The 9,286-nt window shown below is 64.1% G+C and carries 10 protein-coding genes; 8 read left to right on the top strand and 2 right to left on the bottom strand.

Annotated features, from left to right (window positions below; all coding sequences use genetic code 11):
* From DVO78_RS13540 to DVO78_RS13515, 6 genes are all read left to right on the top strand, one after another.
* Positions 1-1,276, top strand: a 1,276-nt coding sequence (locus DVO78_RS13540; protein WP_120005466.1) for a DUF7507 domain-containing protein, incomplete at its 5' end; no start/stop codon positions are given.
* The gene (locus DVO78_RS13535) at positions 1,273-1,734 is read left to right on the top strand and encodes a hypothetical protein (RefSeq protein WP_157984044.1); all 462 of its coding nucleotides are present in this window, start codon (positions 1,273-1,275) and stop codon (positions 1,732-1,734) included. The genes DVO78_RS13540 and DVO78_RS13535, both read left to right, overlap by 4 nt.
* Positions 1,735-1,986: 252 nt before the next feature.
* Positions 1,987-2,226, top strand: coding sequence for a sulfur carrier protein ThiS (gene thiS / locus DVO78_RS13530; protein WP_120005462.1), 240 nt, complete (start codon positions 1,987-1,989; stop codon positions 2,224-2,226).
* Position 2,227: 1 nt separating this feature from the next.
* Complete coding sequence (locus tag DVO78_RS13525) at positions 2,228-3,016, top strand: thiazole synthase (protein ID WP_120005460.1); 789 nt, start codon at positions 2,228-2,230, stop codon at positions 3,014-3,016.
* Positions 3,017-3,107: 91 nt separating this feature from the next.
* Positions 3,108-4,442, top strand: a complete 1,335-nt coding sequence (locus DVO78_RS13520; protein WP_120005458.1) for a HesA/MoeB/ThiF family protein — start codon at positions 3,108-3,110, stop codon at positions 4,440-4,442.
* A gap of 157 nt (positions 4,443-4,599) precedes the next feature.
* Entirely contained in the window at positions 4,600-5,565 is a 966-nt protein-coding gene (locus DVO78_RS13515; protein WP_120005456.1) for a carbohydrate kinase family protein, read from the top strand.
* 81 nt (positions 5,566-5,646) lie between these two features.
* Here the strand turns inward: DVO78_RS13515 and DVO78_RS13510 are convergent, their stop codons facing one another.
* Positions 5,647-6,879, bottom strand: a complete 1,233-nt coding sequence (locus DVO78_RS13510) for an ATP-binding protein (protein WP_120005454.1) — start codon at positions 6,877-6,879, stop codon at positions 5,647-5,649.
* A 115-nt stretch (positions 6,880-6,994) separates the two neighbouring features.
* Positions 6,995-7,183, bottom strand: coding sequence for a hypothetical protein (locus DVO78_RS17605; RefSeq protein ID WP_157984043.1), 189 nt, complete (start codon positions 7,181-7,183; stop codon positions 6,995-6,997).
* A 240-nt stretch (positions 7,184-7,423) separates the two neighbouring features.
* On the opposite strand from DVO78_RS17605, the gene DVO78_RS13505 reads away from it, so the two are divergent.
* The gene (locus DVO78_RS13505) at positions 7,424-8,365 is read left to right on the top strand and encodes a Cof-type HAD-IIB family hydrolase (protein WP_120005452.1); all 942 of its coding nucleotides are present in this window, start codon (positions 7,424-7,426) and stop codon (positions 8,363-8,365) included.
* 13 nt (positions 8,366-8,378) lie between these two features.
* A complete protein-coding gene (locus tag DVO78_RS13500; RefSeq protein ID WP_120005450.1) occupies positions 8,379-9,266 on the top strand; it encodes a glycerophosphodiester phosphodiesterase family protein in 888 nt (295 codons plus the stop codon).
* Positions 9,267-9,286: the final 20 nt, after the last annotated feature.

Genomic DNA, 9,286 nt, shown 5'->3' with positions numbered 1-9,286 from the left:
CACGAACCTCGGGTCCGCTGAGGGTACTCCGCCGACTGGTCCTCCGGTCGATGATGAGGACCCAGAAGGATTCGATCCTGTCGACCCTGATCCGTCGATCAACCTGGTCAAGACAGGCGTGTTGGGCGAGAATGCTGAGGGTGAGGTCGGTGACGTGGTCACCTATACTTTCACTGCCAGCAACGACGGTAATGTGACGCTGACTGGTGTGGAGATCACTGATCCGCTGCCGGGTCTGTCGGAGCTGACCTATGGTGAGTGGCCGAACCCTGATGCTGAGGGCACGTTGTTGCCGGGTGAGTCGATCACCGCGACGGCCACCTACACGCTCACCCAGGCTGATGCGAATGCCGGTGAGGTCACGAACCTCGGTTCCGCTGAGGGTACTCCGCCTACCGGCCCGCCGGTCGATGATGAGGACCCCGAAGTCGTGGACACGACAGAACCCGGTCCGAGCATCGGCTTGGTCAAGTCAGGCTCGTTGGCTGATGGTGATGAGGGTGAGGTCGGTGATGTCATCACCTACACCTTCACTGCCACCAATACCGGCAATGTGACGCTCACGGATGTCGAGATCACGGATCCGCTGCCTGGTCTGTCAGAGCTGACCTATGGTGAGTGGCCCGAGTCTGAGGGTGTGCTGGTGCCGGGTGAGTCGATCACCGCGACGGCGACTTACACCCTCACCCAGGCTGATGTTGATGCCGGTTCGGTGACGAACCTCGGGTCGGTTGAGGGTACTCCGCCTACCGGTCCGCCGGTGGGGGATGAAGATCCCGAAGATGTCGACACCGTCGTCCCCGGCCCGGGAGTCGAACTGGTCAAGACAGGTTTGTTGGAGGAGGGCGATGAAGGTAATGTCGGCGACGTGATTACTTACAACTTCATTGCGACCAATACAGGCAATGTGACTCTGACTGGCGTTGAGATTAGCGACCCGCTGCCTGGTCTGTCGGGCCTGGCCTACGCTGAGTGGCCTGAGTCTGAGGGTGTGCTGGTGCCGGGTGAGTCGATCACCGCGACGGCGACCTACACTCTCACCCAGGCTGATGTTGATGCCGGTGAGGTCGTCAACACCGCGACTGTCACGGGGAACCCTCCTGGAGGTCTTGAGCCGGTGACCGATGACGACTCCGACATCGTTGAGACGGCGGACGTCAAGCCGCCAAGCTTGGCGACAACTGGTGTAGGAATCAGCGTCTTGGTGGCCAGCGTGCTACTGCTGATGCTGGGCTTGGCTCTTGTCGCCTCCAATCGGCGTAAGGCACTTCGTTGAGCCGCCGCAGAGGCTGGTGGTGGTGGGTCGGCGCCGGATTGGGCGTGGCGCTGACCCTCACCGGGTGTGGGTCGGACGACTCCAACGGTGACGAGGATCCAGGCGACGACCTCACTGAGGAGACAGCCACGCAGGGTTCGTCGTATACCGAAGTGACGGATCACCCGGGCTCGCTGGATGAGTTCACGGGTGCACGTGAGGACGCTGAGGTGGAATCTTGCGAAGCCGGGGGCTCTGGTTGGATCGCAGAGGGCACCGTCACTAATCCGCTCGATGACCTGCAGTCCTATCGGGTGTACGTTTCGGTACGATCAGAAGAGGGAACGATCGGGTTGGTCCAGGTTAACGTTGATGACGTTGACGCGGGTGATTCCGGTTCATGGGAGGCTGACTTCGATCTGAACGAGGACGATTTAGAGTGTTCTCTGCGGGTGGAGCGGTTCAGTCCCGATGAATAACCAATAACCCACACCTGAATAAGCGCAACGTACTGGACGGTGATGCCAGCCGCGGCCCACAAGCCGACGGCTGGCATCACCGTCTTGACGTTCTCCGGGAGAAAGCCCATGATCGGATAAGCACTTTGGCGGTCACCGCGATGAAAGCATCCGTCTACGTGGAGTTCCCGAAAGCAGCACAGACTCTCTATAAAATGAGATCAAACCTGAAGCCGGGAACAGCCCGGCCGGTGAGATCGTTGTAGAGGACCTATGCCAACTGTTCGGATCAATGACGACGAGACCATCCTGGCTGAAGGCGCCACCGTGGTCGACGCCGTCGCCCACACCACTGGCCGCGAACTCACCGCAGAGGGCAAGCCCACCGACGGCGGACGCCTCGGAGTGGCCGTTGCTCTCTCAGGTGAGGTGATCCCGCGCAGCCGCTGGTCCGGCGCCGTACTCGCCGAGGCAGCGGAGCTGGAGATCGTCACCGCGGTGCAGGGAGGCTGACATGCATATCCCACCACTGCAGATCGGCGAATACACCCTCCAGTCGAGGCTCATCATGGGTACCGGCGGCATCACCGACCTGTCCGCCCTGGAGAAGGCGCTGGCGCGCTCGGGCACCACGCTGACCACAGTGGCCATGCGCCGCTACTCGCCGGAGACCAAGACCTCGGTCTTCACCATGCTGGAGGGCCTGCGCATAGATGTGCTCCCCAACACCGCAGGCTGCTACACGGTCAAGGACACCGTCCTCACCGCTGAGCTGGCGCGTGAGGCCCTGGAGACCGACCTCATCAAGGTCGAGGTCATCGCCGATGAGCACACGCTGCTGCCCGATGTCATCGAAACCCTGGAGGCCACCGAACAGCTGGCCGACCGGGGCTTCACTCCACTGGTCTACACCAGCGACGACCCCGCCGCAGCGGTGCGCCTGGAACAGGCAGGCGCCGCTGCAGTGATGCCGCTGGGCTCACCGATCGGCACCGGTCTGGGCATCCTGAATCCGCACAACATTGAACTGATCTGCTCCCGCGCGAAGGTCCCGGTGGTGCTCGACGCCGGCATTGGGGCGGCATCCCAGGCCGCACTTGCCATCGAGCTTGGATGCGACGCCGTGCTGGTGGCCTCCGCCGTCACCCGGGCCCAGGACCCCACCGCCATGGCTGAGGCCATGCGACTGGCTGTGGAGGCCGGCTTCCACAGCGCACGGGCAGGGCGAATCCCCAAGCGTGAGCACGCCCTGGCATCTTCCCCGACCGAGGGACGGATCAGCCCGCTGGAAGACCTCACCTAACGCAATATCAGGTAGCTGTTGGGATATCAGGGCCTTATAGGGCGCTGAAAACTCAACAATTGCATGAAGACTGGCCAGAAGGGATACACATATGAGCACCCTGGGCAAATTCACCCGGACCCAGGCCGAACGCTTCCAGCGCCACTTCGCCCTGGCCGGCTTCGGTATTGAGGCCCAGGCCCGGCTGCTGGATGCGCGCGTCGCCGTGGTCGGAGCCGGCGGGCTCGGCTCCCCCATCCTGACCTACCTGGCCGCCGCCGGGGTGGGACACATCGACATCATCGATCACGATGTGGTCGACCGGACCAACCTCCACCGTCAGGTGATTCACTCCGAAGCCGGCCTCGGCCGACCGAAGACAGCCTCCGCCGCAGAGGTGATGCGAGGCCTTCACCCGGAGGTGAAGATCACCGAACACCGCGAGCCCATCACCGGGGTCAATGCGCGACAGCTGGTCGAGGCCGCTGACCTGGTGATCGACGGATCGGACAACTTTGAGACCAGATACGTGGTCTCCGACGCCTGTGAGATCGCCGGTAAGCCGCTGGTCTCCGGTTCCATTCTGCGTTACTCCGGCCAGGTCAGTCTGTTCTGGTCCCGGCCCGACTTCACCGGCTGGTCATTGTCCGACGTGGATCAGGATAATCGGCTGAACCAGGTCTGGGTCCATTCCGGCCGCGGGCCCACCTACCGCGACCTCTATCCCGAGGCCCCGGACCCCGGGGAGGTTCCCACCTGCGCCGAAGCCGGTGTGCTCGGCGTGCTGCCCGGCGTGGTCGGTTCGCTGATGGCCGCAGAGGCCATCAAGTTTCTGGCCGGCATCGGCGAGCCGCTGCTGGGCCGGGTGATCACCTACGACGCGCTGACCTCGCACTTCGGTGAGTTCCGGCTCAACCCCGACCCCGGGCGGGAACCGGTGACCACCATCGGCACCGGGATCACTGACCTCGGCGGGGCGCCGGCGTCGCAGGACAGGTCAGGAAGCGCAGACGTGCAGGAAGCAGATGCGGCTGAGCAGGGGTCCGGTGAATCCACCGCGCCGGGCGCACAGGACGACGGCGCCGGCACCGAGGACATTCACTTCAACCCGTTCACCGGGGAGCCCAAGCGTGCCGATGACCTCTCCCCGGCAGAGTTCCGGCGAGCAGTGCAGCAGGGAAGGGTCGGCGTCGTCGTCGATGTCCGGGAGCCGGAGGAGCACCAATCGGGAAGCATCGAATCAGCGTTGAACATCCCGCTGATGGACCTCTGGCACAGCGACCAGCCGCCGGAAGGCCTGAAGGACGCCACCGAGGATGCGCCCGCGGTGGTCTACTGCGAGCACGGGATCCGGTCGCGCCAGGCCCTGGCGGTGCTCAAGCAGCGCTACCCGGACGCTCCAGTGAAGAACCTGCTGGGCGGCTATGCGCTGTGGCGGAGCACCTGAGCGGATCGCCGGTCTGTTCTCTGCAGCAGACGGGCCTGTGAGCACTCAGGTGCAGGTAACGCGTCGGCGATTCTCCGTCCTCAGCGCATTACCTCCACCGCAGGTACGGGAGCCGCGAGACTGCTCAATGGGGCTGTTCGTGCGGTAGTTTAGAGGGGTGAATCACTACCTAGCAGTCATCGGCGAGTGCTTGGTGGACGTTGTCGAGTCCGAGACGTCCGCCCCCACCGCGCACGTGGGGGGCAGCCCGCTGAATGTGGCAGTGGGTCTGGCCCGGATGGAGCACGACGTCGTGTTCGCCGGCAGGCACGGCAACGACGACTACGGGCGGATGATCGCCCGGGCGCTCAGGGCTCAGGGCATCACCTCGGTGCTTGAGGCTGATGAGCTGCCGACATCTGTGGCCACCGCCACCTTGGACCCGACCGGGCAGGCCAGCTATGAATTCTCGCTGGAATGGTCACTTCCCGCCGCAGAGCTGCTGACCGGGAGGCTGACTGAGGCCGCCGGTCATATCGAACACCTGCATACCGGATCCTTGGCCGCGCTCATGCAGCCGGGTGCGTCAGTGGTCAAAACGGTGTTCGGTGAGCTCCGTGAGACGGCCACCATCTCCTATGACCCCAACTACCGCCCCACTCTGGTCCCCAACCGCGAGCTGGCCCGCCAGCAGGTCGAAGAGTTCGTCGCACTGGCCGATGTGGTCCAAGCCTCCACCGACGACCTGGAGTTGCTCTACCCGGAGCGTAGCCACTACGACACCATGGCCGCCTGGATGGAGCTGGGCCCGGCGCTGGTGACGGTGACGCGCGGAGCTTCCGGGGCGGTGGCGCTGACCCGCTCCGGCTCCGCTGCGCAGAGCGCCTTTTCCATCGATGTCGCAGACACCGTCGGTGCCGGGGACTCCTTCATGGCGGCAACCCTGTCCAGCCTGCGCTCCCGGGGGCTGCTGGGCTCGGCCAACCGCCAGGCGCTGCAGGAGATCTCCGAGCACGACGTCGCCGAGGTGCTGTACACCGCCGCCAAAGCCGCCTCACTCACCGCCTCCCGCTTCGGCGCCCAACCGCCGACGGCCCAGGAGCTCGCCGCGGCGCTGAGCAACCCCTCGGCCACCGTGGTGTGATGGCCAGTGGGCACCAGCGGAGTTGTCACCCTTGGGAGTCTGGGGAGCCGGTGATGCAGTCCGGGTGAAGACAGCAACTCGCTACCGCCAGAGCCGAGCTATCGGCATAGCCCAGATGTTGCCATCCAGCCGATGGGTGTAGGTGCCTGTGTGCAACACCACACCTCGGACAAATGCGTCTCCACATTTCTCCCGCATCCACCGTAGATGTTTGGCGTCAGACCTCCTGACCGTGGAAGCGGCTTTGACCTCTATCCCGACCGTGCGCCCGGCTGGCCCTTCAAGGACAATGTCTACTTCATGCGCCCCGTTGGTGTCGCGCAGGTGAAAGCATGAGAACCGTGGTTCCGAGAGGTGTGCAACTGGTGCGATATGCAGATAGGCGAAAGTCTCCAGCAATCGACCCAGAAGATCGGCGTTCTGGAGCAAGGAAGATTCATCTGTGCGAAGAACGGCCGCGGCAAGTCCGGTGTCAGTGGCATGGATCTTGGGCGTTTTCACCAAGCGCTGGAGATGACGACTGTGCCAAGGGCGCAATCTGTCAACCACTCCAACATCAACCAGCAGGTCCAGGTACGCTCGGGCAGTCTTGGCTGAGATATCTGCAGCCCGCATCAGAGTCTTTAGCTGTGGCATGCCAGCAGTTGAAGCGACTGTGGCCTCGAAGAACGCCGCCAGACGCTCAGGTGCCCGCACTTCAGCGATGCTGTTGACATCGCGGTGAACGAGTTCCTCAACATAACCCGAGTACCAGAACCTGCGCTGCCGATCTGACATGCCCACCGCTTCGGGAAAACCCCCGCGGACCATACGCCTGATGTAATCAGTGAGTGAAGGAGCACCCTTTAACTCTCCAATAGGAGGCTCTTCGCTGCCGAAGAGCAGCGAATACACGTGATCTGAATCGGCGTTTCCTTCCAGCTCTGCCTGAGTGAGCCCATACATGCGAAGAGGGACGATTCGGCCCGTGCCCGGCCACACCTGGCCGCTGAGGCGCGCTCTGACGCTGCCGGTGACCAGGAACCGGCCTCCACCCTCGCCCGAATCCACAGCGCGTTTGACTGCACCGATAGATGAAGGAGCCTCCTGCCATTCATCGAGCAGAACCGGCTCTTGGCTTGCTGCCAAGATTTCATCCGACGCGCCTTCGAAGAACTCCGCTACACCGGCCCTGTCGAGCTGAAGGGTCGAGGCTGCGCGCCGTGCCGCTGTCGTGGTCTTGCCGCAAGCTCTCGGCCCGGTCAGCATGACTGCGGGCAAACCTTCGAACACCTCATCCAGAACGTGGTCAATGTGGCGGTTTCGGTATTTCATGTGGACCCTGGTCCCTCTTCAGCAAAATATCTACTGCTACTTTAGCAGATACTCTAGTCCCTTTTTAGCACTCCTTCTAGGATCACTTCAGCAGGAAAACTCGCCTTCTCCGCGCTCAAGACCACATTGCTCCTTGAGATGAAGCTGCGGCTCCGCGCCAGTGCCCCAGGATGAGTCTGGCCAAACCTGCCCAGAGCGTTCCGAGTGCGATCGCCATTCCGAAGGTCACCGGGATCGGCGGCGCACAGTTCAGCACTGCCATGAACGCAGCGAACCGGCCCCCATAAGTGGGGTGCTGACTCATGATGGCGAGTTTTCCTCTCCCAAGCCACGGAGATCCAGATGGTCTGTTCGATCAGCTCGGGGAGGTCGCCTAAGGGCGGCACACCTAGGTGGTGATCCTTGCGACTTCTCAGCGGCCTGCTTCGAGATCGTCCTCAAGACCTTTGACATCGACAAAAAACGGTGAATTCTCGCTCACTGCTTGTGGGGAAGCTCTTCACCTGCCGCCGCCGGAACCAGTAGAGGCATTTACTCTATAGATATGATCTCTCAGCCACCCATGCTCGACGTCGCTGGAACCCCCGTCCGGGGCAGCGCGCCGGTGAAGCTTGTCGCCACCGACGTCGACGGCACCATCCTCTCCTACGGCCAGTCACTGACCGGTGAGCTCTCCGCCCGCACCGTGGAGGCGTTCCGGGCAGCCCGGGACGCCGGGGTCGCCGTGGTGCTGGTGACCGGCCGGCCGGTGCGCGGGCTGCGGAAGATCAGCAGCACCCTTGGCCTGCTGGGGCCGGTGATCGCCTCCAACGGAGCCATGACCTACGATCTGGCTGCGGACAGCCCGCTGTCCTCCCAGCCGCTGGCTGTGCCCACCGTGTTCGAGGTCAAGGACCTCATCGCAGAGCTCGATCCCAGCGCCACCTTCGCCGCGGAGACCCTTGAGGCGCTGCACCTGGAAGAGTCCTTCGCCCGCGGATCCATGTGGTTCGACGACGAGCGGCGCCGTGCCGTCGGAATCCGCGATGATGAGCTGCGGCTGGGGCCGCTGGACGACACGCTGGAACGCTCATCCCTCCGGGCTGCGGATCCAGCGGCGGAGGCCCCGGTGCTGAAGCTGCTGGCCAAGACGCACTCCATGCAGGCAGAGGCCTTCATCGCTGCCGCACAGGACCGGATCGGCCATATGGTCACCGTCACCCACTCCGCACCAGGGGTCAGCCTGCTGGAGATCTCCTCCAAGGGCGTGAACAAGGCTCAGGCCCTGCGCAGCTACGCAGATTCACTGGGCATCGCGGCAGAACACACCATCGCCTTCGGGGACATGCCCAATGACGTGGAGATGCTGCAATGGGCCGGAACCTCCTGGGCGGTGGGCTCAGCCCACCCGATGGCCCGCTCCGCCGCGGACCGGGTGACCACCTCCTGCGAGGAGGACGGAGTGGCCGAGGTGCTCGAACAGCTGCTGGACGGCAGGTTGATCTGATGGGGGAGAGGTGATGGGCACACCGCCTGACCGCGTTCCGTACCGTGAGCACCCCTACCGCCAGCTGCCCTATCTGCTGAACTCCGTACCCGGTGCGCTGCACCACGCACCCCTGGCCTTCGCCCACCGCGGTGCCGACCCGAGGCGCGAGAACACCATGGTGGCCTTCCGGCGGGCCGTTGAGCTGGGCTTCCGCTACCTGGAGATAGATGTGCGGACCTCCGCTGACGGTCAGCTGGTGATCTTCCACGATGAGGTGCTGGACCGGCTCACCACTGGCACCGGCAAGCTCTGCGACCACACCTGGGAGCAGCTGAGCCAGCTGCGGGTCACCGGCGACCCCGCCTCCGGGACGCAGCCCCGGACGACCCCGGCGCCGGACCCCGGCGAACCTCTGGTGCGCTTCGAGGACGCCCTGCGGGCGCTGCCGGAGACGCATTTCAACGTGGACCTCAAGGATGCGCAGTCGGTGCCGCATTTCGTGGAGGTGGTGGAGCGGCTCGGAGCCCATGGCCGGGTGCTGGTGGCCAGCTTCGAGGACGCGCGTCGCCGGCAGGCGAGCCGACTGCTCTCCCGGAAGGTGGCTGCCTCCGGCGGGTGGGTCTCGACCGCGCTGATGGTGTTCCTGGGGCCGTTGGTCGGACTCGGCAGGATTTCTCGGCTCATCGCCGGCGTCGACTGCGTCCAAGTGCCGATCCGGCAGTTCAAGATCACCGTTGTCCGGCCCACGTTCGTGCGGCGCTGTCACCGTGCCGGCCTGCAGGTCCATGTCTGGGTGGTGAACGATCCCGCGCAGATGCACCGGCTGCTGGACATGGGCGTGGACGGCATCATGACCGACGATGCCGAAGCGCTCGCCGACGTCATGCGCGAACGGTCGGTGTGGCCGCAGACAGCCTGAGGTGCCGCCGGACTCCCACC

This window comes from Nesterenkonia muleiensis, from assembly GCF_003600155.1.
Lineage (GTDB): Bacteria > Actinomycetota > Actinomycetes > Actinomycetales > Micrococcaceae > Nesterenkonia > Nesterenkonia muleiensis.
The sequence above is the reverse complement of the archived record's forward strand: the minus strand, read 5'-3'. Positions and strand labels throughout refer to the sequence as shown.